At 32.3% G+C, this 26937-nt stretch carries 22 protein-coding genes; 9 read left to right on the forward strand and 13 right to left on the reverse strand.

Annotated elements, in window-relative coordinates; genetic code table 11:
- Positions 1–138: 138 nt before the first annotated feature.
- The 3 genes from CLV33_RS09355 to CLV33_RS09365 all read right to left on the reverse strand — a co-directional run bounded on the left by CLV33_RS09355 (position 139) and on the right by CLV33_RS09365 (position 6709).
- Positions 139–1752, reverse strand: a complete 1614-nt coding sequence (locus CLV33_RS09355) for an amidohydrolase (RefSeq protein WP_105473686.1) — start codon at positions 1750–1752, stop codon at positions 139–141.
- 78 nt (positions 1753–1830) lie between these two features.
- Entirely contained in the window at positions 1831–3564 is a 1734-nt protein-coding gene (locus CLV33_RS09360) for a porin family protein (protein WP_105473687.1), read from the reverse strand.
- Positions 3565–3691: 127 nt separating this feature from the next.
- Positions 3692–6709, reverse strand: a complete 3018-nt coding sequence (locus CLV33_RS09365; protein WP_105473688.1) for a tetratricopeptide repeat protein — start codon at positions 6707–6709, stop codon at positions 3692–3694.
- A gap of 340 nt (positions 6710–7049) precedes the next feature.
- On the opposite strand from CLV33_RS09365, the gene CLV33_RS09370 reads away from it, so the two are divergent.
- Genes CLV33_RS09370 through CLV33_RS09380 form a run of 3 tightly spaced genes read left to right on the forward strand, consistent with a single transcriptional unit; the run spans position 7050 to position 9578 of the window.
- On the forward strand, positions 7050–7733 hold the full coding sequence (locus tag CLV33_RS09370) for a cell division ATP-binding protein FtsE (RefSeq protein WP_105473689.1): 684 nt from the start codon (positions 7050–7052) through the stop codon (positions 7731–7733).
- Positions 7734–7738: 5 nt separating this feature from the next.
- Positions 7739–8626 carry a glycosyltransferase family 2 protein gene (locus tag CLV33_RS09375; protein ID WP_105473690.1) on the forward strand — a complete coding sequence of 296 codons (888 nt, stop codon included), beginning with the start codon at positions 7739–7741 and terminating at the stop codon, positions 8624–8626.
- The gene (locus CLV33_RS09380; protein ID WP_105473691.1) at positions 8619–9578 is read left to right on the forward strand and encodes a glycosyltransferase family 2 protein; all 960 of its coding nucleotides are present in this window, start codon (positions 8619–8621) and stop codon (positions 9576–9578) included. Before CLV33_RS09375 ends, CLV33_RS09380 begins: the two co-directional genes overlap by 8 nt.
- A gap of 10 nt (positions 9579–9588) precedes the next feature.
- Here the strand turns inward: CLV33_RS09380 and CLV33_RS09385 are convergent, their stop codons facing one another.
- From CLV33_RS09385 to typA, 8 genes are all read right to left on the reverse strand, one after another.
- Positions 9589–11187, reverse strand: a complete 1599-nt coding sequence (locus tag CLV33_RS09385; protein ID WP_105473692.1) for a sulfatase-like hydrolase/transferase — start codon at positions 11185–11187, stop codon at positions 9589–9591.
- A complete protein-coding gene (locus CLV33_RS09390; protein ID WP_105473693.1) occupies positions 11184–12014 on the reverse strand; it encodes a glycosyltransferase family A protein in 831 nt (276 codons plus the stop codon). The genes CLV33_RS09385 and CLV33_RS09390 overlap by 4 nt, the downstream gene beginning before the upstream one ends.
- A gap of 6 nt (positions 12015–12020) precedes the next feature.
- Positions 12021–13313, reverse strand: a complete 1293-nt coding sequence (locus CLV33_RS09395) for an O-antigen translocase (RefSeq protein WP_105473694.1) — start codon at positions 13311–13313, stop codon at positions 12021–12023.
- 15 nt (positions 13314–13328) lie between these two features.
- Entirely contained in the window at positions 13329–14636 is a 1308-nt protein-coding gene (locus tag CLV33_RS09400; protein ID WP_042241870.1) for an O-antigen translocase, read from the reverse strand.
- A 111-nt stretch (positions 14637–14747) separates the two neighbouring features.
- Positions 14748–16235 carry a hypothetical protein gene (locus CLV33_RS09405; RefSeq protein WP_105473695.1) on the reverse strand — a complete coding sequence of 496 codons (1488 nt, stop codon included), beginning with the start codon at positions 16233–16235 and terminating at the stop codon, positions 14748–14750.
- On the reverse strand, positions 16228–17616 hold the full coding sequence (locus CLV33_RS09410) for a nodulation protein NoeA (RefSeq protein WP_105473696.1): 1389 nt from the start codon (positions 17614–17616) through the stop codon (positions 16228–16230). The genes CLV33_RS09405 and CLV33_RS09410 overlap by 8 nt, the downstream gene beginning before the upstream one ends.
- The gene (locus CLV33_RS09415) at positions 17606–17815 is read right to left on the reverse strand and encodes a hypothetical protein (protein ID WP_042241855.1); all 210 of its coding nucleotides are present in this window, start codon (positions 17813–17815) and stop codon (positions 17606–17608) included. Before CLV33_RS09415 ends, CLV33_RS09410 begins: the two co-directional genes overlap by 11 nt.
- A gap of 321 nt (positions 17816–18136) precedes the next feature.
- Positions 18137–19936 (reverse strand): translational GTPase TypA, encoded by a 1800-nt coding sequence (gene typA, locus CLV33_RS09425; RefSeq protein ID WP_193744434.1) that lies wholly within the window; start codon positions 19934–19936, stop codon positions 18137–18139.
- A gap of 159 nt (positions 19937–20095) precedes the next feature.
- Between typA and CLV33_RS09430 the strand changes: the two genes are divergently transcribed.
- Together CLV33_RS09430 and kdsA are read left to right on the forward strand one after the other, a co-directional pair.
- The gene (locus tag CLV33_RS09430) at positions 20096–20455 is read left to right on the forward strand and encodes a hypothetical protein (protein ID WP_105473697.1); all 360 of its coding nucleotides are present in this window, start codon (positions 20096–20098) and stop codon (positions 20453–20455) included.
- Positions 20456–20651: 196 nt separating this feature from the next.
- Entirely contained in the window at positions 20652–21470 is an 819-nt protein-coding gene (gene kdsA / locus CLV33_RS09435; protein WP_105473698.1) for a 3-deoxy-8-phosphooctulonate synthase, read from the forward strand.
- Here the strand turns inward: kdsA and CLV33_RS09440 are convergent.
- Entirely contained in the window at positions 21457–21837 is a 381-nt protein-coding gene (locus CLV33_RS09440; RefSeq protein WP_105473699.1) for a DUF1801 domain-containing protein, read from the reverse strand. The genes kdsA and CLV33_RS09440 overlap by 14 nt on opposite strands.
- 90 nt (positions 21838–21927) lie before the next feature.
- Between CLV33_RS09440 and CLV33_RS09445 the strand changes: the two genes are divergently transcribed.
- The 4 genes from CLV33_RS09445 to CLV33_RS09465 all read left to right on the forward strand — a co-directional run bounded on the left by CLV33_RS09445 (position 21928) and on the right by CLV33_RS09465 (position 25409).
- Positions 21928–22539 carry a hypothetical protein gene (locus CLV33_RS09445; RefSeq protein ID WP_105473700.1) on the forward strand — a complete coding sequence of 204 codons (612 nt, stop codon included), beginning with the start codon at positions 21928–21930 and terminating at the stop codon, positions 22537–22539.
- Between the two features lie 273 nt (positions 22540–22812).
- Entirely contained in the window at positions 22813–23106 is a 294-nt protein-coding gene (locus CLV33_RS09450; RefSeq protein WP_042241845.1) for a winged helix-turn-helix domain-containing protein, read from the forward strand.
- Between the two features lie 54 nt (positions 23107–23160).
- Positions 23161–24531 (forward strand): cell envelope integrity protein CreD, encoded by a 1371-nt coding sequence (creD, locus tag CLV33_RS09455; protein WP_105473701.1) that lies wholly within the window; start codon positions 23161–23163, stop codon positions 24529–24531.
- A 494-nt stretch (positions 24532–25025) separates the two neighbouring features.
- A complete protein-coding gene (locus CLV33_RS09465) occupies positions 25026–25409 on the forward strand; it encodes a ribosomal maturation YjgA family protein (protein WP_105473703.1) in 384 nt (127 codons plus the stop codon).
- Positions 25410–25572: 163 nt separating this feature from the next.
- On the opposite strand, the gene CLV33_RS09470 is transcribed toward CLV33_RS09465, so the two are convergent.
- Positions 25573–26781, reverse strand: coding sequence for an NAD(P)-dependent oxidoreductase (locus CLV33_RS09470; protein WP_105473704.1), 1209 nt, complete (start codon positions 26779–26781; stop codon positions 25573–25575).
- Between the last annotated feature and the right edge of the window lie 156 nt (positions 26782–26937).

Below are 26937 nucleotides of genomic sequence, written 5' to 3' on the forward strand. Positions count from 1 at the left end.
CTTGAAAAGATACTGTCACTTAATCGGGTACTATTCTTATACTAGACCGCTAAATGAAACTTTGACCCGTCCTGAATAAAGGCTACATAATCTTAAACAATTATGCACAAAAATGACAAAGTAATCTGTAAGCTTCTTTTAATAACTGATGCCGCCTATAAATGTTTGCACTACTTTGATATTTGGAATTTCTGAAACATCAACCGTCATGATGTCTTTATCTAAGATGATAAAATCTGCGAATTTACCTGTTTCTATACTACCTTTTTCATCTTCTTCAAAATTAGAATATGCAGCCCAAATCGTCATTCCTTTAAGGGTTTCTTCCCTACTTAGGGCATTCTCTGTTTGAAAGCCCTTCTCTGGATAACCTTTTAAATCTTGGCGTGCAACAGCAGCGTAAAACGTGTAAAACGGACTTACGTGTTCTACTGGAAAATCAGTACCCAGTGCTACTTTACCATAGGCATTTAATAAATCTTTATACGCATAACCGCCCTTAATACGTTTAGGGCCTACTCTGTCTTCTGCCCAATACATATCGCTTGTAGCATGCGTAGGCTGTATAGATGGTACAATATCCTGAAATAGTTTAAAATCTTCTGGCGATACTATCTGTGCATGCTCTACCCGCCAACGCCTGTTTGGTTTACCTTGCAATACCTTTTTATAAGTATTTAATACAGCATGGTTTGCAGAATCGCCAATGGCATGTGTATTCATTTGGTATGCTGAATTTGCTATACGTTTTGCTGTTTCTTTTAAATTATCTATGCTATTTACCAATAACCCTAAATGTCCGGGTTTATCGGTATATGGTTTACGCAACATGGCACCTCTAGAACCTAAAGCACCATCGGCATAAAACTTAAAGGAACGTACATTTAGGTTATTAGTTTTTATAATGCCTTTGTTTAAATAATAATCTAGGTTTTGCTTGGTTGCAGATACCATAGCATAAACCCTTATATTTAAGATACCGGCTTGTTGCAAACTATCTATAATTTCAATTTCGTTTTGGTTTAAGCCAGCGTCATCCACGGTAGTTAATCCATAGTTTAAACATATATTCTGAGCTTCCAATAGTGCTGCTACCAGTTCTTTTTTGGTAGGTTTAGGCCAATGTTGCATAACCAAAGACTCCGCTTTATCAATTAACACACCTGTTGGCTTTCCGCTTTTAAGAACAACTTCACCACCATCTATTTTACTGTTTGCGGTTACGTTACCCAAATCTAAAGCTGCTTGATTTGCTAAAATGGCATGCCCATCTACACGCTCTAAAACAACTGGTGTGTTTGGAAATAAGCTATTTAACAATGCGTTGTTTGGAAATTCTTTTATATCCCAGTCGTTTTGGTCCCAACCTCGGCCGTAAATAAATGCTTGCTGACGTTTATTTTGAAAATCGGTAACACGATTTACTACCTCATCAAAACTTGTAGTGCCTGTTAAATCTACATTTAATTGATTAAGCCCTAACCCTAAAAAATGACAATGCGCATCTATAAATCCGGGAACTATTGTTTTTCCTTGCGCATTAATAATTGTATCGGCTTTAAACTTATGTTTTAAATTATTAGAATTACCAATTTCAACAAACTTACCATCCTTAACAGCAAATGCTTCAGCGTTTTCGAAAGTATCATTTACGGTGTATACATTTGCATTAACAACTAAAACATCTACTATTTCTTTTTTTTGGCATGATATACAAGCTATTAACAAGAGAAGTAAAATGATTTTTTTCATAAGATTTATTTTAGAAGTCTCGTAAAAATAAAAAAAGCGCTCTTAATAGAACGCTTTAATACTGTAATATTTTTAAAGCTAGAAATCGAACTTAAAAGTAGCTCCTGCCAGAAATTGAATGCCCTGTACTGGAAAGTTTTGCCAGCGTTGGTACTCGTTATTTGCTATGTTGTTCGCTTTTGCGTACACCGAAATTTGATCGTTAATATGGTAGCCTACATGTGCATTAGCATCGAAAAAGCTATCTAACGTAACTGTAATGGGTGAAGTTATGGTAAAACCATCATTTAAAAAGAATCGGTCTTTACGCTCTCCTGTATAAATTAAATTTGCGCCTGCAAACCAATGTTCGTCTATTTGATAGTCTAAAAATAACGATCCCTGTATATCTGGAAGGTTCCAAGCTTCGGCTTCATTATCGGTATTGTAACTAAAATATTCGGCTTTAACACCTAAAGTAAAATTTCTATTCACATCTACATTTAGTTCTCCAGCAATACCAAAAGTATCAACATCATCGTATACAATACCATAAGAATTACCATAGGAGTAAGCTTCACCTTGTGGAAAAACAATGATATCGTTATTTCTAAATAAAGCTCTATTTCTATCTGCTTTATACAATCCGTTTACGCTATAACTCATGTTACTAGACAACTTACCTTTAAGACCAATGTGTGCATTATATTGCGTATCGGTTGGCGCAATTAATAATGTGGGAGATACAAAAGGATTTTCTGAAGCAAATGCGTGATAGGTATTTTGAACCAAACCGCCTTGAATACCCCCAAAAGCAATTAAAACATCGTTTACCAACCTATAAGTAGCTGTTACATTAGGATACACGTAAAGTGTATTATCACCAGACTCCCTGTCGTTTAAAAAGTTGATTGAAACTCCCAAATTTACGGTTAAATCGTCTTGTTTTAATTGATACGAAGGTGAAGCACCAATGATAAAATTACCATAAGACAACTCTGCATTTGTAAAATAACCCCTATCAAAAGTTCCTCCCAAATAATCAATCTTAAAATTGGTTGAAATTTCTTCACGATTTACAGGAATATCAATTTTAGCCTTTGCTACAAATCTATTTTCTCCAGAGCCTTGGTTATCGCTAAAACGTCTAAAAAAGAAACTCCCTGAGTTTATATAAGTATCTTCAAAAGAAATATCGCCACCAAAATGTACATTAAAAAATGCATGATCGGTGTCTATACCATCTGCTTGCGCTCGGGCTATCTGAGATTGCGGCACACCGTACCAGTTGTATAACTGATGTTGAAAACCAGCTTGAACATTCCAAGCCAAATCCCTAAATTGCGACGCATAATTAGCGTTAAGCTTTGTGTTTGAAAAATTATCATCAAACTGTACACCTTCAATACCTCCAGCAGAAGAATGGTGACTAAAATACCCGCCAACACTTTCGGTTCTGCTTATGGCATGGTTTAAATATACTTCACCTAAAATTGTAGTATAGCTCCCCACTCCCAAAGTAGCATAGTTATCGAACAACTTAACGGGTTTTGCTTTCTCTACAGTAGCAGCTTTTCCCTTAGCTGGCGTAAATGTAGAGGCCACAGGAAAAGAAAAAATATTGTATTTAATTTCTTTTTTCTTTATGGCTTGGTCTTCTTCGGTTGAAGGCACTTCTTTTACCTTAAACGCATCGGATATTGATGGTGTATAGGGTTTTACAACATCTATGACCCCTGTGTTTATCGTATCATTTTTCTTTCTTTGAGAAAAAGACAAACTAACCTGTAATACAATTACAATTAATAAGATATGTTTGATGTGCTTGCGCATGGACTTAAATTTTAAATTTTTTAGTGATGATTGATGATTTTAAATTTTATTATTGAGATATTTCGATTACGCTCAGCATAACAATAATCTATTTCTGGATACTGTGACCGAGACTGTATACTTATTTTTAATCCTGTGGCATTATAGATGAATTCGTCTTAGATTCTTCTCGTTTTATAAGATTTAATTCAGTTTGTGCGTCTTCCACTACATCATCAAATTGCTTAAAGTTTTCTATAACACTTTCTAAAATATAAGTAGCTTGATAGGCATCTTCTAAAGCATAAAAGTTTTTTGCCATTACCACTAAACCTTTGGCGCCATAGTATTTGTAACCCGAATAATCTTTAGCCAATTTTTGAGCTGAAATATTAGAACTTTTATAATCTCCTGCTTTGTTTTTAAAATAAGCATCGTAAAACAAAGCTTCGGCTGCTGTTTCTCCAGTAGCTACTTTTTCTACGTTTTTATATGCCGATTTAGCTTTGGCTTCATCACCTGTTTTTATGGCAGAACGCGCGATAATGATATACGCATCACTCTGTATTTTATTATCAATTTTAGAATTCTTTAAAACTTTATCGGCATAAGTTACGGCCTCATCGTAATGCTCTAATTGATAATTAGCCTTCATTAAATTAGATTGTGCAAAAACTACATTTTGAGGAAAATTCGCTTCGGCCTCCAAACGTTTTAATAGAGGTATAGCTTGGTTCCAATTTTTGCCTTCCAAATGGTATTGCGATAATCTGTAAAGTGCTTCCTCGGTAAATTCGCTTTGCGAAGCCTCTACAACATATTTATAATGTGGTGCAGCATTAGCAATTAAATCTTTTTTGTAATACAACTGCCCTAAATAAAAATGCGATTGTAAACTATGTATACCATTAGGAAAATTATTTAAATAACTATTAAACTGTTTAATTGCTGCATCTGTATTACCCTCTAAATACTGTTTTTCTGCGGCTTCGTAACTGGCATTATCTAAATCGGCATCGGTTACCTCAACATAATCTAATTGCTTTACCCAAGCTGCATACTCGTTTACACGCCCCAAATCTATATAAATTAATCGTGCAGTAGATACGGCTTGAACCGCTTCGGGTGTGTTTGGATAATCGCCTGCTACTTTTTTAAACTTACTTAAAGCAGCATCATTTTCACTAGCGTTATAATGAATTAAACCTTGCCGTAATAAAGATTTTGGCACAAACGAACTCATTCTATATTCTAAGTTTAGCTTATCGTAACTCGCCATCGCCTTATTTATATTACCTGCTTTTACATAAGAATTACCTAATTCGTACAACGCATCGTCTCGCAATTTAGACTTTGGGTATTCTAGGATAAAGGCTTCCAACTCTTTAATTTTTTTTGGAGAATTTCCCGCATAACCTGTACTTATCGCTTTTTGGAAGAAAGCATAATCGGCCTCCAGTTCGTTTAATTTTATGGCATTGGTATACGCTTTTATAGCCTCGTTATACTTACTGGACACAAAATAACCATCGGCCAAACGCAAATAAGCATCATTTAAACGCACTTTGTCCTCTTGCGGTTTCGCTATAAACTGATTGAAATAATTAGAGGCTTGATTGTAGTTTTTTAACTTAAAATAGGTGTAAGCTAAATTATAATCTATATGCTTCTGCTCAGGCAAATCCATTCCAGCGGCTTGCTGCACAAATTGCTTAAAACCAACTAAAGCGTCATCATAATCGGTTAAATTATAATCTGCTTCGGCTTTCCAAAAAGTTGCTCTTGCAGTAAATCTTGCATCTCTGGGCTCGCTTAAAGATTTGTCAAAAAGTGTTTCTGCTTCCAAATATTTACTTTCGTTGTATAACTCTAAACCCCTATAAAATGCCACTTTCTGGTATGCCATTTTGTTCTCGAAACTTTTTTTCCTTTCTAAAAGGGTAAGTGCCTCTTCGTAGTTTTTTGATGTAATGTAAGAATCTATTAAAAGGGTTTCTATTTCTTCTTTATACGCCGTTTTAGGATATTTATCTAAATACGCTGCTAAAACTTGCGGTACAGATTGGTATGGATTTCCAATTTCGTAACTAATCTTAGCGTAGTTTAACCAAGCATCTTCTTGAATTTTTAAATTAAAATCCATTTGTGATGCATTTCTAAAAGCATTTAGTGCTTCTTGTTTTTTGTTTAATTTAATATAGCTTTCACCTAAGTGATAGTAGGCATTTTGCGCTATACTATTATTCCCATCAATAATTTTACTGAATTCTGAAACTGCATTTTCGTAATCTCCTTGTTTATAATGTGCGTATCCCAATTGGTAAAAATCGGTATTATTCCACTTGCCCTTTTTACCTTTATAAGCTTGTAAATATGGGATGGCCTCGGCATATTGTTCTAGGTTAAAATAGCTTTCGCCGATAATTTTTGATAATTCTGAGACTTCATCAGCATCACTAGCATCTAATCGTGCTTTGGCAAGTTCAATAGCTTTTTCGAATTTACCGAGTTTAAAGTTTAAATCTGCTTGGTAATACGATAGTTTTTCTTTGTAGCGCTCTTGGTTTTCTACCTGTTCAAAATATTCATTTGCCCTATCATAGTCATCCCCTTCATAAGCCATAAACCCAATGTAATACTTTGCTTGGGCTCCATATTGTTGAGAGTTTTCTACCCTACTCAAATATTTTTTTGCGTCTTTATATTGCTTTGTTACAAAAGCGGTATACCCATTATTAAAATAGAATTTTTGTTGTTCTTTTTTAGATAGTGCGCTTTCGTCTACCCGCTTGTACCACTTTCGGGCATAAGCATATTTTCCATTGGCAAAATAATAATCTGCTACATCTACAAAAGCTGTGTTACGCTTTGTGCTAGTTGGGTACTCCTCTACAAAATCATTAATAAGTTGATCTGCATTTTGCTGATTTAGCCGTACAGCGCAATTAGCAATGTAATACGTACAATCTGCAATTAAACCTTCCCTTTCGGCCTCTTTTTTAATCTGGGCAAATAAGGATTGTGCTGCTTGATATTGCTGATTATTGTACAAGCTTAATGCTTTTTGAAAGTCTACCAAATTATTTGTGTACACTGCCGATTGTTGCGCGACAACCTGTATACAAAGACATAAAGCTGTAATTAAAATACTATGTTTAAGATTCATTTAGTATTTGGTTTTGTTTGATGAAATTCAAAGATAAACAAAGGTTTTAGATTCCCGCATTATTCATTGATTCTCAATTTATACTAATGTATTTATGAATCTTCGATTTCGCGAGAATAATAAATTCAATTGATACCAAAATATACATTTTGGAAATCTTCTTAATCCATAACGCAACAATCGTGCTAGAATTATAAACCAACTTATTAAATCTTAAAAAAAATTAAGCAAATAGAGGTGAGAAAAAACCAAAAAAACATAATAAAAAAAAAGAAATACGGTTATTGGTTTGCGCTATTAAACTTTAAACTCTAAACTTGTATATTGAAATTCATATACTATGTCTGAAACCATTTTACAGCTAAAAGATGCATCTATCTACCAAGGGGAAAGTTTAGTACTCTCTAATGTTAATGTTGAAATAAACAAAGGCGAATTTGTATACTTAATTGGAAAAACCGGAACAGGAAAAAGTAGTTTTATGAAGACGCTTTATGGCGATTTACCCTTAACTGAAGGCGAGGGCTTTATAGTAGATTACAATTTAAAAACCTTGAAAGAAAAAGATATTCCGTTTTTAAGGCGTAAACTTGGTGTAGTTTTTCAAGACTTTAAATTACTTATAGACAGAACTGTAAACGAGAATTTGCTTTTTGTTTTAAAGGCTACTGGGTGGAAAGACAAAGAAAAAATGAACGCTCGTATAGAAGAAGTGCTAACAAAGGTAGGCATGAAAACCAAAGGCTTTAAGTTTCCGCACGAACTCTCTGGTGGAGAACAACAGCGCATAGCCATTGCCAGAGCACTATTAAACAACCCCGAACTAATTTTGGCCGACGAGCCTACCGGAAACCTAGACCCGCAAACCAGTGTAGAAGTTATGGAAGTATTGCAAGACATTAACAAAAATGGCAACACAATACTTATGGCCACACACGATTATGCCTTACCTTTAAAGTACCCAAGCAAAACATTAAAGTGTGATGAGAATCAGGTTTATGAAGTGGTACAACGAAAAGGGTAAATTTCATGAAAGGTTTGAGTGTTTGTATTCCAGTTTATAATTATGATTGTTTAAAAACAGTTGTACATATTTGCAAGCAAATTAAAACCTTAAAATTAGCTGCCGAAATTATTGTTTTTGATGACGCTTCTACCCTTGAATTAACAAAACTGTCCACTTTTAAAAACCCCATCTATACCTATAAGAAGCTACAAAACAACGTAGGAAGATCGAAAATTAGAAACCTTTTGGTAAAAGCTTCTGCGTTCGATTATGTACTTTTTTTAGATGGAGATTCCAAAGTTTCTGAAAATTTTATAGCCACATATATTGAAACAATTAAAAAGCAGCCTAACACAATAATTTATGGAGGTACTAGCAAGCCAAAGCGTACTAATACTAAAAATAAATTACGTTACAACTATGGCTTAAAATATGAGTATAAGACAACTTTAAAAAGAAACGAAAATCCATACCATCATTTTAGACCCAATAATTTTGTATCCCCTAAACATATTTTAAAGATTAACCCTTTTAACGAAGAGCTAGACACATATGGACATGAAGACACCTTTTTTTGTTATGAAATGGAAAAAAAAGGTATTGAAATTATTCACATCAATAATCCCGTTATTCATTTAGATATGGATAGCAACATTGAATTTATAGAAAAGACCAAAACAGCAATAAAAAATCTTATCTTACTAAAAAAAAAGCATCCAGAATTCACCTCTTACAGTAAGCTTTTATTAGCTCTAAATAAATTTAAGTTCTTAAACTCTGTATTTGCAAAAAAAATAGCAACTCTATTATCTGTCTTTTTTGAAAGGGCTGCAATCAAAACCAATAGTGCAAATAGCCTACAACTGTTTAAATTTTGCTACATTGTGTCTATTCAAAACCATTATGACTAATTTTAACACTACACCTTTTTTTTCGGTTGTAATTCCTTTATACAACAAGGAAAAGTATATACTTAGCACCATTGCAAGTGTAACAAATCAGTCGTTTAAAGATTTTGAAATTATAATAGTTGATGATGGAAGTACAGATAGAAGCAAAAGTATAATTTCGAAAATAAAAGATTCTAGAATAAAAATAATTACACAACAAAATTTAGGAGCGCCTAATGCAAGAAATAACGGTATAGCTAAAGCCAAAGCCAAATATATTGCACTTTTAGATGCAGATGATACGTGGTACCATAACCACCTATTAGAATTAAAAAAACAAATAGAAATTTACCCAAACGCTGGGTTATATTGTAATAATTACGACATTTATTATAGCGAAACCGTAAAAAAAAATGCCCAGTTTAATTTTAATTTTGATGATAAATGTCTTGTTGTTGATGACTATTTTAAGGCCAGCATAATAAATTCAGTTGCGTGGACTTCTGCTGTTGCCTTCGAAAAAGAAAAGTTTATTTCAATTGGAGGGTTCGATACCACATTAAAAACAGCTCAAGACATAGATTTATGGATACGATTTGCTTTACTGTATAAGGTTATATTTAACCCAACTATAACCATGTCTTACAAATTCCATGTAGACGATAGTCTTTCTAAAAATGAAGAAAGCTATAACCAAATTAGATTAGATTCTTTTAAGAAATATAAAAAAGAAGAAGCAAATAACCCCTCTTTAAAATTGTATTTAGATATTAATAGATATGCCTTAGCTATACGCTGTAAATTAAACCATCAATTAGAGCTGTTTGAAACTGTAAAAAAAGACATAGACTATGCCAACTTAAACCTAAAACAAAAAATATTAATTAGCTTACCTAAGCAGCTGCTAATACTTGCTAAAAACACCCAGAACTTTTTAAAAAAGAGAAAACTTTACGTGACTGCCTACAAATAAAGAACTTAAGTTATTTAAAATATGTATCAAAATTAACAGTATCCTTAATAATTCTTTTTCTCTCTTTAAAATATTTACTAAAAATACTTCTAGTACTATCTATTTCTTTTGCCTTAATATCTAACAAATCTGCCATGGAATGGAAAAAGTCGTCAACCATATATTTTCTGTTAGTAATAAAAGGAAAGTTTTCTTGCTGCTTAAATTTATTTGATTGCCATACAAAGAAAGGGATTTCAAACATTTGTCTGGAATATATATCTTCATTATGTCCTGCCATATTTATAGTATCGTACATTTCCTCAGCATGATCAGAAAAGTATAAAACAAAACTTTTAGCTTTCAAACTATTTACTTGTTTAATTATTTCTGAAATAATAAAATCATTGTATAGAATTGCATTGTCATAATGGTTAATCTTCTCAAAACTTTCATTCGATTTAAAATTAGTTTTCGGCGTATCTTTAAATTTATTGAATGTTTCCGGATATCTATTTTCATAATGATGATGAGTACCCATCATATGAACAAAAATGACTTTTTTACTAACTTTTTCTCTTAAAATTCTATTTAAAGGCGCTAAGAGCTCTCCATCTAAAACTTTGCTGTTTCCTGCTAAGGTTGTTGTTAAAAATTCATGGTTTTTGGAGGATAGACCAATCTTAGTAATCATGCTTTCATAAGGCCCTATTGGTCTTTGATTAGACAACCAATAGGTTTCAAAACCTACACTATTAAGCAATTGTAATATAGAGCCTTCTGTTATTAATTCTGGAGCTTCATAATTACCCAAGGTTAATATTTTAGTTAAGGCACCAACCGAGTATGCATGTGGACTAATAACATCTTGGTATATTAACAATTCATCCTTAATACTATTTAGCCTTGGTGTTGTTGCTCTGTAATAATTATAAATTCCCATATGAGAGCGAGCAGTGGATTCTCCAATAATTATTACATATACCTCATCTTGATCATCCATGTACCGGTAAACATCATTAAAATCACCTGTTTTATTCGTTTTATAATCTCCTAATTTTTTAGATTCTATGTTATAATCTACTACAGATTTTAGAATTAGGTAAGGTAAATTGAAATTTATAAGCGATGTTAGCTTAATAAAGACAATACAAATTAGAAATAATAGAGAAATTTTAATCCTCTGAGCTGTCCTTTCTGGGAATACTTTTAATTTAAAAAGCCTTTTGGTATTCTTTATTGCAAAAAAAACAATAAGGGAAAAAATTATACTATATATTATTATTGGAAGATCTACATAAAAACTTAAAAACTCCTTACTTTCATTAGTGTTAGAATCTAGAGTAACAAAAATTGCCGATGAACTGAAAAAAGTTTGAAATAAATAATAATAAATAGTTTCTATATATAAACATAAAGCAAAAACAACATATGATAGTTTAAAATAAAGTGATTTGAAATTTAAACCTTTGAGTAAAAAAATTGGAATGATTAATGTTGCTCCAAAAAAAATATTTTCTAAAAAATTTAATAAAACAAACAACGTAATGTTATTAAAAACAACATTAAAAAAAAAGCCAGAGCATACCAATACCAGGTATCTTAGAAAAAGTTTTTTTAAAACTATCATACGCTTTTCGTTAATTGTCTGCACTGGTTAATCCCTTTAAAACCTACTAGTAGTTTGTTAAAGCTACCTCTTATACTTACTGCTCCATTAACCACTAAAAAAAATATATATTTTAACAACAATATGTAACTAAAATTTTTAAACTCTAAATAATTTATAGCGCATATTGTTTTCACGTAATTATCACTACCCATATTGCTAGTAGATCTTTCCAGAGCATGTTTAACTATAGTACTATTTACAAAATAAACAGATAAGCCATTTGATATGGCTTTCTTTAAAAACAGATATTCTTCTCCAGATTGAAAATAACTACCCAAGCCAAAAAGTGTATTAAATGCTATTCCTTTCTCAAGAATTGCCTTTCGTTTAAAGGCTATTTCTATGGATGATGTTGGTTTTATGCTTTTTCTTGAGAGCAGTTGCCCGCCTGTTTTTGGATATGCTTTATATTGTTCTCCAGTAAACGTATCTATTTTAAACCTTATAATTGTAGCTTCAGGAAATTTTATAAAGCCTTCCTTGGTAATAGTTTCAAATTCTTTAACATATTCCACATCATCATCAGCTATCAAACATATATCACCAACTGCATTCTTTATTGCTAAATTTCTACTTTTAGATAGTCCTTTCTCATAGGAATTAACTACTCTAATGTTTTTTAATTTTGACGTTAGTTCGCGTCCTTTAGTAGTTTGGTTTACAATTAAAATATTTAATTGTTTTATGTCTTGATGCGGAAACATCTTTTCTAAAAAAGATAGAGAAGTACGGTTCATTGTAGATACAAGAACCTCTAATGTATTGCTTAAAACTAAACTACCCATAAAAAACTATAACGCTCTATTAACTCCAACAAAACTTTTTCTTAAAATAAACAATACTACCAAGAAGTACAATATGTACCTAATAAAATGTGCGATTACTACGCCCTCTGTACCATAGTAATCAATAAAATAAACTGAAAGCATATAAAAAACAATGACTGAAAAAAGCTCTGTAATAATAAAATTAGTTGTTTGCTTTTTAGCCAAAAACTGATATGCGATTACAAAAGCTGTAAACTTAACCAAATCTCCCAGCAATTGCCACTTAAAATATTTAGACATTTCTAAAAATTCTGTGGTGTAAAGTAATGTTATAATTTGTTGTTTTAATAAGAATACTAAAAATAGACCAACAATAAGCAGCGGCAACAGCATTTTGTATATATGTTTTACCTCTTTTCTAAAATTATACGTATTTGTAATTCGGGCATATCTTGGTAAAATATATAAAGGAAAAATAGCAGCCGTAAACTGCATATATGCGTTTGAAATAGAGTTCATAGCCGTCCAATAGCCAGAATCTGCAATACTTATCTTATGTTCTATAAGTCGTCTTATAGCTATTTCGTTTATATTGGCAAAGAGCACAACCACAATAGTCATTAAGCTATATGGCAATAATTTATTCTTAAAACTTAAATTTAAAGTTACGCCTTTTAAACTTATATAAGTAAAACTCGTTTTAAAGGTAATTACAATGTAGCATATAAACTGTACAATTGGAATAATTGCAACTGCCACCAAACTACCATACAATCCTAATTTATAAGTAAAACCAACTATTAAAACAGTATTAACTACCACAATTACTAATGTGGCTTTGGTAAATATTTTATACGCAGAAAGACCATTTAAAAGCGCATTTACAATAGCATTTAATGAAAGAAATGGAATAACAAAGGCTAAAATTTTAAATATTAATTTAAAATCTCTAGTCTCACCAAAAATTGATTGATTTAAGAAACTTGCTCCAAAAAAAAGAATACAGAAGGATAATAGTGCCGCCGCTGTACTAAACAGTAATGTAGTTGAGAATAATTGATTTAGTTTTTGTTTATCATCTTTATACTCGGCAACGTATTTTACCAATCCGTTTGAAGTGCCCAAAACTGAAAATTTTTCAAAAAAAGCAGTTACATTTTTTAAATTACCTACCAAAGCAATGCCTTCTGCCCCAATAATTATAGCCAATACTTTTTGGGTTATTAAGGTGAAACCCATTTTTGCAAATACAAGAAATGCATTAGCAGAAGTAACCTTAAATAATAGGTTGTTTTTTATAAACCCTGGTAATTTCAATAGAAAAAATATAAGCTAGTTAAAATTGTTTTTATCAGACTCTACTCCAAAAAGCGAACTTCCAAAAATAAGCAAGATTACACCATAATACATTAAATAACTTACAAAATGACCTATTACGGCTCCTTTTACACCATAAATTTTAATAAAATAGATACTTGTAGTATAAAGTATTATAACCAAAAAAGCTTCGGTAATTACATAATGCCAAAACATTTTTTTTGCTAAAAACTGGTAAGCGATAATCATGGAAAGTACTTTAACAAAGTCGCCTAAAAGTTGCCATAGAAACAAATCTTCTACGGGTTTAAATTCTTCTGTAAAAACAATCCAGACTATGTAAGGTCTCAATACATATATTAGTACTAAACCCAAAATAAAATATGGCACTACAGTTTTATAAAGTGAAAACACTTCTTTTTTAAATTCCTTAATATCGTTAATCTCAGAAAATCTTGGAATGATATATAGGCCCAATAACGAACTTACCATCATTAAATAATACTTAGAAATTCGCAACATTGCCTCCCAAAAACCAGCATCTTTATAACCAATAGTATCTATAATATGAGAACGTATCGCTAAAATAACAAGCGGCAATATTACTGCCGAAAACAGGGCCATACCCGTATAAGAACTTAATTTCTTAATGTATGTAAAACTTACTTGCTCTACGCTAATTAAAGGCACCAAACTTTTTCTATTTATAATTCCTACGAGAGTAATTAAAAATATTAGGGATTCTGAAATTGCTACCGAAATTAAGGCGCCATCTAAATTCTTTTGGTAAATTAATAAGAGGGCGACACATAAACTTAAAATCTGACCAATTATATTTATTATAATTAGAATTTTATACTTAGAAAACCCGTTCATGATAGAAAACGTAAACATGTTTAGCGCATAAAACGGTAGTACAATGGCAAAAATCTTTATAATGTATACGTAATCGTTATAGGTGGGAAAAATAAGTTCGTTAATAACATCTGCTTTAAAGTAACAGATAAACGACACAAGAATTGTTGTTATAAAACCAGCATAATAAACCGTAGATAAGGTTTTACTTAGTTTTACTAAATCGTCTTTAAAATCGTTAACATACCTAACAACGCCTTTGTAAAAACCCAAGGTTGCTAAGGTTTGCGCAGAAGCAACAAAATTTCTTAAATTTCCAACAAGGGCTAACCCTTCGGCGCCAATCATTACTGCAATGGCCTTTGATGTTAACAAGCCAGCAATAACTCTTGTAAAAACAGCTGCGGTTTTTAAAGAAGCAGCCTTTACTAATACTTTACTGTTAATATAACGTATTAATTTTTTCAAAAGTTAAGATTTGTTGCAATTATAAACTAAAAAACTACTTATATAGTATAGTTATTTAGATTTCAAATATACAAAATGATTTATGCCAATATTAATAAACCAAACTTAAGATTATTCAGCATTATACTTATTAAATACTATTTCGCCTTTATCATTTATATATTCGTAAACGCCAATAGGGGCGTTATTTTTTATAATAGCATAACTTTTATCGTCCTGTAGATAATTCAAATATGCTTTATCTTCACTTAAATAAGAAAATAATATTCTAAATAGGTTAACTGGTGTTTTTAATTTAGCATCAAAATATGGTACATCATTAGGCCACCTTATAGCTAAAGCTGAAGTGTAAATAGAGTTAATTAGCGCTTCATCAGTTTGTTTGGTTCTACTTTGCATACTATATTTTAAACCAACGTACCCACCGTGATCAGCCATAATTACAATTAAACTATTTTTATCTTTTTCTTTAATAATAGTAATAACTTCCTTTAAGGTTTTGTTAGCTTTTTCCAGTTCAGACAAATAAAATTCTCGCTCCTTTTTAATGCCCATGGATTGCTCCTCTAGAACAGATACATGACTAGGTCTCATGATACTAATAAAGAAAAAATTTGACGTATTCTTATTTTTGTTTATCGCCACATTTAACTCTTGAACAACGCTTTTTTCAATTTCGAAACCCCTCGCTAAATAAGATATTTCACTAAATTTAATATTGCAGTAGTCGTAATGTAATTTGGGTCTGTTAACCAACAAATAAGGACGCTCTAGTAAGAGAAAACTTTTATAATTATTTTTTTTAATTATAGAAAGCACTGGGTTATCTCCAGCTATTATTTCTCGTGTATTTCGAAGCTCGTTACCATGCAATGAATTGCCATAATAATGATGCTTCATAGCAAATAAAGAGCTATTAGAGCTTAGTGTAGACACATAATTACTTCGAAAATTATTATATAGTTTAAAACCATTTTCTCTTAAAAACGATTCAAATATGTTATTATCAAAATTGTAGGGTGCGCTTTTTAATTTTGAAAAATTAGCATAACCATCTGTCTGAACAATATAAATATTCGGTTTTTTCTTAAACAAAACATTTTCAATACCGTCTGGTTGTTTCATCCATTGAGAAGAGTAAGTTATTTCTTTATAAACATCTGGCACTAATTTCAATAGAACAAAACAAGCCAATAAATATTGAAATACAATTATTTTTTTTATGTGCTTATAAAAAACAATAGCTATTAGAATAGCTATTACAACTGCTATTAGTAAAATATTACTTTTAAAACCATAAGTTGACACAACTATGTAAACACTAAAAGCACCTAAATTAAGGATTGGGATTATATACTTAAGATACTTTTTGTATCTACCACTTTTTTTTAAAAGTGTACTTATTAAGTAAAAAACCACTATAGGCAAAAGGATATAGCAAAATACAAAGAAGCCTAACTGCTCCCAAGAATTCACCAATGTAAAGTTAGAATTATAATAGTATAATAATGGGTACAAACCAGATGCAAGTGCTGCAATTACAGGGTATTCTTTTTCACTCTCAAGAAATGTTAATATTTGAGATCTTATCTTAAACATCAGCTATTCTTTTTAATAAAAACATAACTCTTTCTGTACCTTCTATTTCTTGCTTTTCCAATATTTGAAAGTATGCTGCAAAAGCCATTTCAAAATTCTCTATTGTATAAAAACTAAAATGATCCTTAAATTCTGCTTTTGAATTTAGCAAACGCTGTACCCATGAGTCATTTTTCTTTGGAAATTCAATAATTAAACATTTAGAAAACGACGAAAAAAACTGAGCCGACATAGAAAATGTAACATTTCCAGACAACGTGATATGGTGAATTAAGGCTAAGGCCAATGTAACATCTGGATTAAAAACCTTAATTCGCTCTAGAAAAGAGCTTCGTTCTTTATTATTAAATCCTATCGCTGCCGATGGATTTAATACATCCAAAACGAAAGGTGTTATATGTGTCTCCTTATTTTTCTTTACTTGTAAATAATTATAATCTACCGCATTATTATCCAAATCACAAACTAAACTCTGTTTTAATTCATAACTAATTCCCCTTATAAAAGTGCCATCATTCCCACCAATATCAATAATAGTATCTGGTTTTAATTTGGATATCCATTTATCAATAACATTGGCTTTTAAATCAAAAGCTCTATCAGAGTAGTTTATTTTGTTATAGTAATTACCCCATTCTGTATATTCCTTTAGTTTTAGTTTTTTAATAAAATCATATAAACTCTTTATAATTTTTAACTGACCGCTTTTTGATAATGGTTTTACTTTGGTGTTCCCTTTGTAATCCTCACTATGTCTATCTTCAAATTTTGCAAGTAAATGAACATTTGTGTATATAGTTGGATTTAATTTAGACCTAAAGGGCAACATAGATGATAGCATCTTAATAGGGATACCATCTATATATTCACTCAATAATTTTAGTGATTGTGCTCCATGATATCGTGCTAAGAGCAATGGAGCTAAAAAATGTGAAATAAACTGTTTGTACCCACGCCAAGGGTAATTGTCCTTATAAAAATCGAAAGAAAGTGTATCTATAAAAATAGCTGCACCCTTATAAAATGTAATATTAAATGCAGATGCATCTTTCAACGAATACCCATGCTCTAAACTAAACTTTTGAAGTTTAAGAGTTAATAAAGCCGCCTCTTTATATTGATTAAAACTCCATTCGTATGGATATGTTATAAATGGAATATATTCAGGTTTAACTACAATTTCAGATTCTGAAACAGATAGTTCTTCATGATGTATTAATAGTTTATTTGCAAATAGCTTTTTATAAAACCCAGAATCCCTAAGAGCATAGTACTGCTTAAAATAAACTGGCTTTATAACACGCTTAATACTATTGTTATCTAAAAAAACGTAACCCGAAGGATCCCTAAATGAAGATGGATGAGCTTTTTTAAGAGTCACTAGAGTTTTTATTTTCTAAATCACGATTTTCAATATCTATATCATCAAACACATCATTTTCATCGTTTTTAATCAAACCTAAAAAGGATTTTATTTTAAACATTAAATTTTTTGAAAATAATACTACACCTGCAACTGCTGCAACAATTGCTTGAACAATCATAGCACCAATACTCGGATCGAAATATAACAAATACATGATTAATTGTTTTTAGTAAATATAAGAACTCTATTTTTTCTTACGTACCAAATAATAGAGATTAACAAAAAAAATGGCCATATTAGCAATAATTATGGGTAGCCCTATTCTTAGTGTTGGCATTAAAAAGCCATATATAATAAACAATATACACCCTAGCATATTAAACATTCGCAATGTTTTTATTGTTTTCATTGCAAAAGATACTAGTACCATAAACGATGCAAGATAGCCTATATACTCAGTGAATGTAAGTCCAAATAATTCCATTTTGGGCGAATATTAATCAATAACAAACTAGTTTTAAAACTATATATTAGTTTAAACAGATTTATTACGCTTACGTTCAACCTCTGTTAAATAAATTTTTCTTAGGCGTAGGTTGTTTGGTGTTACTTCTACATATTCATCTTTCTGAATATATTCAAGTGCTTCTTCTAACGAAAATTTTATGGCAGGCACAATTTTAGCTTTATCATCGGCGCCTGCAGAACGTACATTACTTAATTTTTTGGTTTTGGTTACATTCACCGTCATATCATCACCTCTAGAATTCTCACCAATTACTTGTCCTTCGTAAATGTCTTCCCCTGGATCTATAAAAAACTTACCGCGTTCTTGCAATTTATCTATTGAATACGGAATTGCTGTACCATTTTCCATGGATACTAAACTTCCGTTTTGACGTTCTGGTATACCACCCTTTAATGGTTGGTATTCTTTAAAACGGTGTGCCATAATGGCTTCTCCAGCAGTGGCGGTTAACAATTGGTTACGTAAGCCAATAATCCCTCTAGACGGAATGATAAATTCGCATACCATACGCTCGCCCTTAGCTTCCATACTTAGCATTTCTCCTTTTCTCATGGTTACCATTTCTATGGCCTTACCCGAAACGTGTTCTGGTAAATCAATCGTCATTTCTTCAACAGGCTCGCATTTTACACCATCAATTTCTTTAATAATTACCTGAGGTTGACCAATTTGAAGCTCGTACCCTTCGCGACGCATAGTTTCTATTAATACAGATAAATGCAATACACCACGGCCAAATACCATAAATTTATCGGCACTATCGGTTTCTTCAACTCTTAACGCAAGATTTTTTTCTAGCTCTTTGGTTAAACGCTCTTTTATATGTCTAGACGTTACATATTTTCCATCTTTTCCAAAGAAAGGCGAATCGTTAATAGTAAACAACATACTCATTGTGGGCTCATCAATAGCAATAGTTTTAAGGCCTTCGGGGTTTTCCCAATCGGCAACAGTATCACCAATTTCAAAACCTTCTAAACCAACAATGGCACAAATATCGCCAGTTTGTACTTCATCTACCTTTTTACGACCTAACCCTTCAAACGTATGTAATTCCTTAATTCTCGATTTTACTATAGAGCCATCTCTCTTTACTAAAGATATGTTCTGACCAACTTTTAACGTGCCTCTTGTTAATCTTCCAATAGCAATTCGTCCTGTAAACGACGAAAAATCTAACGATGTAATAAGCATTTGTGTTGTTCCTTCTTCAATTTTTGGTGAAGGTATATGCGCTATTACCATATCTAATAAAGGCTCAATGTTTTCTGTTTCGTTTTTCCAATCCTCACTCATCCAATTGTTCTTGGCAGAACCATACACCGTTGGAAAATCTAACTGCCACTCTTCTGCTCCTAATTCAAACATTAAATCGAACACCTTTTCATGTACCTCATCGGGCGTGCAATTTTCTTTATCTACTTTATTTATTACTACACATGGTTTTAAACCCAAATTAATAGCTTTTTGTAATACAAAACGTGTTTGTGGCATTGGCCCCTCAAAGGCATCAACTAATAACAATACGCCATCAGCCATATTTAAAACACGCTCTACTTCTCCCCCAAAATCGGCGTGACCAGGCGTGTCTATTATATTAATTTTTGTGTCCTTGTATATTACAGAAACGTTCTTAGAGGTTATGGTTATACCTCTTTCGCGTTCTAAGTCATTATTATCTAAAATTAAATCACCTGTATTTTCGTTTTCACGAAATAGTTGGCAATGGTACATAATTTTATCAACCAAAGTAGTCTTACCGTGGTCTACGTGAGCAATTATAGCAATGTTTTTTATATTGTTCATAATGAGTGCCTTATTTTAAGCGTGCAAATGTACTGCTTATTTTATTATTAAGTTAAAAATATGTTATAATTAAAAGTCCAAATAATATGGCATATCCCTTTTCGTTATCTTTACTAAGCTATACCATCCCAAACTCTCAAATCCTTAAAATACAGAATTATGTCTCTAATTAGCAAATACTCTAAGTATTTACCCTACCTATACTTTATTGCTATTACAATATATTGGTTTACAAGCGTTAATAAAAGTCAAGGCTTAACTGCATACCCCATTTTACTCTTTGCTATCCCTTTTTTGTGGCAACTCATTAAACCTAATAAAAATTTAAACTTTACTTTGGGCATAACCTTTGTTTGCTTATCGTCGTATATGATTTTAGCTTACATTTCAGAAATGCTAAATTTAATATCTATTTCTAGCGCTACAAAACAGCTAATGCTGTATGGTGGCGTATTCTTTATTCTAAACTTTTTTATGGCACTTTGGATTATAAAGAATAGCCTAAATAAAAGATTTTAAAATTTTGGCGTTCCCACGCTAAGGCGTGGTCAGGCTTTCCGTTACAAGTCCTCGCTCGTCCCTCGCTGTGGGCTTTCCTCTGCAATCCTTAACGCGGGCATGTTTGCAAATAACATAAAACACCTCAAAGGGCAGTGTAAATTTGCAAAAAACATTAAAACTCCTTTTTGTAACTTTACAGCCTAAATTTTTATAAATGCAACTTTCCGAAATTCCTAAAATAAAACACACCAACTCCAACAACTTTTTTTTATTATGTGGCCCTTGCGCCATAGAAGGCGAAGATATGGCTCTTCGCATTGCTGAAAAAGTGGTTTCTATAACTAGTAAATTAGAAATTCCTTATGTGTTTAAAGGCAGTTTTAAAAAGGCCAACCGCAGTAGAATAGACAGTTTTACTGGTATTGGAGACGAAAAAGCTTTAAAAATTCTAAGAAAGGTATCCGAAACTTTTGATGTACCAACAGTAACGGATATTCATGAAGTTTCTGATGCCCAAAAAGCTGCCGAATATGTTGATGTTCTGCAAATTCCAGCTTTTTTAGTAAGACAAACCGATTTGGTAGTTGCTGCAGCCGAAACTGGCAAAGTGGTAAATTTAAAAAAAGGACAATTTATGAGTCCTGAAGCCATGAAACACGCTGTACAAAAAGTTAAAGATGCAGGTAGCGAAAAAGCTTGGATCACCGACAGAGGTACGATGTTTGGTTACCAAGATATGATTGTAGATTTTCGAGGTATCCCAACAATGAGACAATTTGCACCTGTAATATTAGATGTTACACACTCTTTACAACAGCCTAACCAATCGGCAGGGGTTACTGGTGGACGTCCGGATATGATTGAAACTATAGCGCGTGCTGGTGTAGTAAATAATGTTAACGGTTTATTTATTGAAACACATTTCGATCCTGCAAATGCGAAAAGTGATGGTGCAAACATGTTACATTTAGATAATTTGGAAGGCTTGCTAACAAGATTGGTTGCTATTAGAAAATTAGTTACTTCCTTTTAGGTTTTAAAATTAACTTAAACGGATTGGTATTAATTTCCAGCTGTTTTTTAAGAACATATACAACCACCTCATCATTAATATCTTCAACACACTTGTAGCGTAGAGAGCGTATCGATTTTCTATTGGCATCCACAAAATACTCGGTATAGTGTTCCATATGTTCAAAATGCCAAAACGCTAAATCCACATAATCTTTAGATTGATTAAGGAAGCAAATAGGAATACCATTACTGTAAAAAAATGGAATGCGCCATTTATATAGCAATTCACAATCTGGAACAACAGCCTCAATAATAGCCTGCAATTGTAGCAATATAGTTTTATAAGGCTCTTGTTGCTTTAGGATATAAGCTTCCGCAGGATTCATGCTAACATTTTAATTTTTATAAAATTAACAAAAATTTATTCTCACAAATTAAATAAAATTTATTTACTTTGTATTTCAAAGTACTTTTATATGGAATCCAAAGATTATCTAAAAGACATTAGCGAGATTAAAAATATGATGCATAAATCCTCTCGCTTTATTTCATTAAGTGGTTTATCAGGCATTTTAGCTGGAGTTTATGCCTTAATAGGTGCTGCTATAGCTTACGTGCTGGTAACAGATTACAGTTACGGCGTACTAAAACTTGACGGTTACATATTTAGGCTATGCCTGTTTACCTTATTTATGGTAGCACTATTAAGTGTACTTACAGGTATATATTTAACCACGCGCAAAGCAAAAAAACACGGTGCTAAAATTTGGGATGCCACTTCTAAGCGATTGGTTTTTAATTTTTTAATTCCCCTTGTAGTTGGCGGACTTTACATTTTAATCATTTTAAGTCAGGGTAAATACGGGCAATCTGGTGGATTAATGCTTATTTTTTACGGATTAGCATTGGTAAATGCATCAAAATATAGCATAGGCGATATTAGGTATTTGGGTTATATTCAAATCATTCTGGGATTAATTGGCTCTTGGAAACCTGGTTACGGTTTTTGGCTTTGGGTGTTAGGTTTTGGCATTATGCATATTGTATATGGCACTTGGATGCATTTTAAATATGATGTGAAAAAGTAAGCAGCGTTCAGTTGCAGTATTCAGTAATTTTGAATTCAATTAATTTGTCATTTTTTAGTTTGGAAACTATCATATTTTATTTACTTGCAGCTTTATTCTACTTAGTAGTTTTTGGTATTCCATTATTATTAAGTTTTACAATCTATAAACTAATAAAAAACTATGCTTCAAATAGATGGTTTAGATTATTAGCATTAATTCCAATAGCTTGTTTTGGTTATTGGATAATATTTTATAACTAAAAATAGATTCCCGCCTTCGCGGGAATAAAATATGAGTATTATAAACAACATAAATAAACTATTCGATCATCGTATTAGACTGGGCATTATGTCTGTTCTTATGGTAAACGAATATGCCGATTTTAATATGTTGAAAGACCTCTTAGGAGCTACCGATGGCAATTTAGCAAGCCACACCAAAGCCTTGGAAAATGCGGAATATATAAAAGTTGAAAAACAATTTATAGGACGAAAACCCAATACCCGCTACTCTACCACGGCATTGGGTCGCGAAGCATTTAAAAAACATATTGACGCACTTGAAAAATTAATTAACAAAATATAATATTTTTTTATCAATCTACTTTGTTTTTCAAAGTACTTTAAAATCAAATAATGCATGGAAACTCAAAACAACAACGCACCCCAAAACAAATTTGGCAATTGGTTAAAAACCTCAATAACAGCAAGAATGCTCATGGTAGGATTTTTGGTAATCATATTACTCGTTCCGCTATCATTCATTAATAGTTTAATAAACGAGCGAGCCTTTAGGCAACAGGATGTGGTAAACGAAATCAACGAAAAATGGGGAAATGATGTACTGGTTTACGGTCCTGTTTTAAAATTACCTTATAAAACCTATACCGAAACCAAAACATTTAACGAAAAAACCAAAACCTATTTTAAAGAAACCCAAACACACATAAATTATGCTTATGTCTTTCCAGAAGAGTTACACGCTCATGTAGATGTAAACTCTAAAACTTTAAAACGAGGCAATTTTGAATCGGCCGTATTTACAACTCAAATGGATTTTTCGGGACATTACGTTCCAGTTCACCTAACTTCAAAAGGCATTAAAACAGAAGACATTATTTGGGATAAAGCATCCATCATCATAAAAACATCAAACTTAAAAGGCATAAAAAGCGAAGTACAAATTAAACTAAGCGATACAACCTATAGTTTTGAAACTAACTTCAACCAAAACAACAACAGCAGCTTAGACGTTTTAGAATCTAGCTTTATAAACGGTGAAACACTATTTACCGATACACCAACAAACTTTACTTTTTCTATAACGTTTAATGGTAGCCGACAAATAGAACTGATCCCCATAGGAAAAACCACTACAATGCAAATGGCATCAAATTGGGCAGACCCTAGTTTTATGGGCAACTATTTACCCAACGACGAAACCAAACAAATTACGAAAGATGGATTTAAAGCCGACTGGAAAGTACTGCACATTAACAGAGCATTTTCGCAACAACATTTAAAAAGTATTCCAAACTTAAATCAATTTGCATTTGGCACCAAGTTTATGGTCATGGTAGACGAATATCAAAAAAGTGAACGTTCTGCCAAATACGGATTCTTAGTAATAGGACTTACATTTCTAATATTTTTCCTTATTCAAACCCTAAGTAAAATACATATTCACCCATTTCAGTATTTAATGATTGGGTTGGCACTTACCATGTTTTACACACTATTAGTGTCCATTTCAGAGCACAGTAACTTTTTAAAAGCATATTTAATAGCAGGAATATCGGTAATTGTTCTTATCACCTTATACTCAAAATCCATTTTAAAAACTATTAAGTTTCCCTTATTTATCGGGGCCTCGTTAAGCGCATTGTATGCGTTTATCTATGTTATTATACAACTAGAAAATTATGCGCTACTTGTAGGCAGTATAGGTTTGTTCCTCATACTCGCCATCGTCATGTTCGTATCTCGAAAAATAGATTGGAACAATGGTTAATGGTATTGGTTAGTGTTTTTTTCAGGGCGCCTGCCACGCTATAAGCGTGGTTTCCCCCGCCCAAAAGCGGGGGTAGCGCTTTACTCAAAGCTCCTAGTTTATATCAATGAATTCGTGAATATAAATATTTCACTACTCGCTCCCTCCTACGTTAGGGAGCTCAAATCCCTAACGCAAAAGACACCTATGAAAAATTTAATTACAACCAGTAAATCCATTGCATTTATGAGCTTTATAATTGGTACTATATTGTTTACTCTAAAGCTATATAACCCATATTTAAGTAAGCTAACTATAATTGGTGCTTTATTTGTAATAGTAGCACTTGCGATTAATTCAATATTACTTTTTGGTTTGGTATTCAAACTCTGTTTTGGAATGCTATTAAAGACGCTAAACCATGAAACAATAATTCAATTAGCAACAACAATAGGTATCGTTTTGGCAAACATCCCCATAGCAATATTGTATTTCTATATTCTAATTGAATCTCTATGAAACTAAAATTCAACAAAACATACGCATTACTAACACTGCTTTTATTTCTAACAGAAGCATGTATCGCAGTCTACTTAAAATCAGGCTTTATTCGTTACACCGTTGGAGATTTTTTAGTTGTAATACTTATTTATAGTTTTTTTAAAATTTTTATTGAAGACAACCACTTTAAAATAGCCGTTTCCGTTTTAGCATTTGCCTTTATTATAGAGTTTTTACAACTCACCAATTATCTAGAGCTATTCAATTTACAGGATAATTATTACGCTAATTTAATTTTAGGAAGCTCATTTCATATCTCAGATTTAGTGGCTTATACTTTAGGAACTATTACCATAATAGCTTTAGAATACAAAATTTACAAACTATGGTTGTCATAAAACACCTCTTTTTGTCCCAATTTAAAACCATAGCGCTAGTATGCTTTTCCATACTATATTGGAGACATTTTCACCGTCCTTTTTCATCCGTTATAGCATTTAGAAACTTGGTTAGTTACCCTTCTTTTTTTTATATGTTTAAGATTTTTGGGGTTCAACATCCCTACTCTAAACCATCCACATAGTCTTGAAGGTAGCTAAAACGTTCCGTAAGTTTTCCGTTTTCGGTAATTTTTGCACGTTGTAAAACACCATCGTTATCGTTATTAAAGAAAGCAGGTAATACATGTTTTAAAAACATCTCCCCAAAACCTTCGCTAGCATCTTGTGGAAGCTCGCATGGGAGATTATCTACTGCCATCACAGTTATGGCGTTATCGTCTTTATAATCCACTTCAGATTCGGTTTCAGGATCGTAACCATAAATGGGGTCTGCAATGGTTGAAGCTTTTAAAGTTGTAGCTACCGGACCATCTACATCGCAGCTTATATCTGCAACTACTTTAATATTAAAATCCGGTGATTTTACGTCTTCTCTAGTATATAAATACGGTGCACCATCGCCATAAAAATGTCCTGCAATGTAAAAATCGGTTACTTTGGCAAAACGCATAAAGTTAGACTCGTACTGTTCCGGGTGATTGAAAAAATCAAACACATCGGTTACTTGTGTCCCGTCTAATCGCTTGTTATAATCTAGCACATCTATTTTACAATACACGGGTGTATCAAAACTCTTATTCAAGTAGTCCTCAACCGAAACGGATTGAATTTGCATTGCATCCAGCATTTCTTGAGCACCACTAGCTACTTTACCACTTCCAGTGAGTAATATTTTAATGTTTGGAACTTCGATGTTATGCAACTCATTAATTAAAGCAGCTTGATTGGGTAAAGGGCCTGCTTTAGGTAGTTGCCATGTATTGTATTTTAAGCCCCAAGCTCTAAATCCGTTATAGGCGCCAACTATACCTGCGTAACGTCCAAAACCTATTAAACGAAATCCTTTTTCGTTAACTATGGTTTCATGGTCGTACAATTCTATATTTTTTTCTAAAATAGCTTGTAACAACTTGCGATTATAAGGTTGCTTTTTTATGGTATGCGAAAAGAAAAAATATGTTTTATTTGGTATAAGAGCGCTAATTGGCACTTCCTTTACGCCAATAAGTACATCACAATCGGACACATCGGTTGAGACTTCAAAACCTAATGCGGTATATGCAGCATCTGGAAATACACGAATATCTGATGATTCTACCTTAAAACTGGCTTGTGGAAATTGTAGTTTTGCTTCTTTTAATTTTGAAGGAGAAAACACCACACGGCGGTCTGGTGGATTTTTGCGTTCTTTAATGATGGCGAATTTCATGTTTAGGCTTTATTTTATTATGGTTGTGCCAATATGTGACATTTATATTTTTGGAATAATTTTTGTTCTAAATTACTTGGATTTGGCATGATTTGCAAAAGATTTTGGTAAATTTGCCATCCGCGTTAGGGATGGAGGCATTTGTTGAAGCTCTTT

This window comes from Jejuia pallidilutea (assembly GCF_002973595.1).
GTDB classification, from domain to species: Bacteria; Bacteroidota; Bacteroidia; order Flavobacteriales; family Flavobacteriaceae; genus Jejuia; species Jejuia pallidilutea.

Coding starts and splice junctions, on each gene's coding strand:
- creD (WP_105473701.1), top strand. CDS start 23,161: ATGGAAACTCAAAACAACAACGCACCCCAAAACAAATTTGGCAATTGG.
- CLV33_RS09385 (WP_105473692.1), bottom strand. CDS start 11,187: ATGATAGTTTTAAAAAAACTTTTTCTAAGATACCTGGTATTGGTATGC.
- CLV33_RS09440 (WP_105473699.1), bottom strand. CDS start 21,837: ATGAATCCTGCGGAAGCTTATATCCTAAAGCAACAAGAGCCTTATAAA.
- typA (WP_193744434.1), bottom strand. CDS start 19,936: ATGAACAATATAAAAAACATTGCTATAATTGCTCACGTAGACCACGGT.
- CLV33_RS09430 (WP_105473697.1), top strand. CDS start 20,096: ATGTCTCTAATTAGCAAATACTCTAAGTATTTACCCTACCTATACTTT.
- CLV33_RS09365 (WP_105473688.1), bottom strand. CDS start 6,709: ATGAATCTTAAACATAGTATTTTAATTACAGCTTTATGTCTTTGTATA.
- CLV33_RS09390 (WP_105473693.1), bottom strand. CDS start 12,014: ATGGGTAGTTTAGTTTTAAGCAATACATTAGAGGTTCTTGTATCTACA.
- CLV33_RS09450 (WP_042241845.1), top strand. CDS start 22,813: ATGAGTATTATAAACAACATAAATAAACTATTCGATCATCGTATTAGA.
- CLV33_RS09470 (WP_105473704.1), bottom strand. CDS start 26,781: ATGAAATTCGCCATCATTAAAGAACGCAAAAATCCACCAGACCGCCGT.
- CLV33_RS09380 (WP_105473691.1), top strand. CDS start 8,619: ATGACTAATTTTAACACTACACCTTTTTTTTCGGTTGTAATTCCTTTA.
- CLV33_RS09375 (WP_105473690.1), top strand. CDS start 7,739: ATGAAAGGTTTGAGTGTTTGTATTCCAGTTTATAATTATGATTGTTTA.
- CLV33_RS09360 (WP_105473687.1), bottom strand. CDS start 3,564: ATGCGCAAGCACATCAAACATATCTTATTAATTGTAATTGTATTACAG.
- CLV33_RS09415 (WP_042241855.1), bottom strand. CDS start 17,815: ATGTATTTGTTATATTTCGATCCGAGTATTGGTGCTATGATTGTTCAA.
- CLV33_RS09445 (WP_105473700.1), top strand. CDS start 21,928: ATGGAATCCAAAGATTATCTAAAAGACATTAGCGAGATTAAAAATATG.
- CLV33_RS09355 (WP_105473686.1), bottom strand. CDS start 1,752: ATGAAAAAAATCATTTTACTTCTCTTGTTAATAGCTTGTATATCATGC.
- kdsA (WP_105473698.1), top strand. CDS start 20,652: ATGCAACTTTCCGAAATTCCTAAAATAAAACACACCAACTCCAACAAC.
- CLV33_RS09370 (WP_105473689.1), top strand. CDS start 7,050: ATGTCTGAAACCATTTTACAGCTAAAAGATGCATCTATCTACCAAGGG.
- CLV33_RS09465 (WP_105473703.1), top strand. CDS start 25,026: ATGAAACTAAAATTCAACAAAACATACGCATTACTAACACTGCTTTTA.
- CLV33_RS09405 (WP_105473695.1), bottom strand. CDS start 16,235: ATGTTTAAGATAAGATCTCAAATATTAACATTTCTTGAGAGTGAAAAA.